Source organism: Paraburkholderia sp. BR10937, assembly GCF_040965695.1.
Taxonomy (GTDB): Bacteria; Pseudomonadota; Gammaproteobacteria; order Burkholderiales; family Burkholderiaceae; genus Paraburkholderia.
Window position 1 is genome coordinate 1 of the sequence record NZ_JBFRCL010000326.1, and the last position, 209, is coordinate 209.

The 209-nt window shown below is 60.3% G+C and carries 1 tRNA gene; it reads left to right on the forward strand.

Annotated elements, in window-relative coordinates:
- Position 1: 1 nt before the first annotated feature.
- Positions 2-77: transfer RNA gene (locus tag AB4Y44_RS43135), tRNA-Glu, on the forward strand.
- Positions 78-209 lie beyond the last annotated feature (132 nt).

Below are 209 nucleotides of genomic sequence, written 5' to 3' on the forward strand. Positions count from 1 at the left end.
TGTCCCCTTCGTCTAGAGGCCTAGGACATCACCCTTTCACGGTGAGTACAGGGGTTCGAATCCCCTAGGGGACGCCAAAACAAAAATGCGGCGCCAAAGCAGTAGCACTGCGAGCAGTGTGGCGACGCCGCCAGCGGGAATCGACCGACGCCCGCCGGTGAGCAGCAAGCTGGAGCGGTAGTTCAGTCGGTTAGAATACCGGCCTGTCA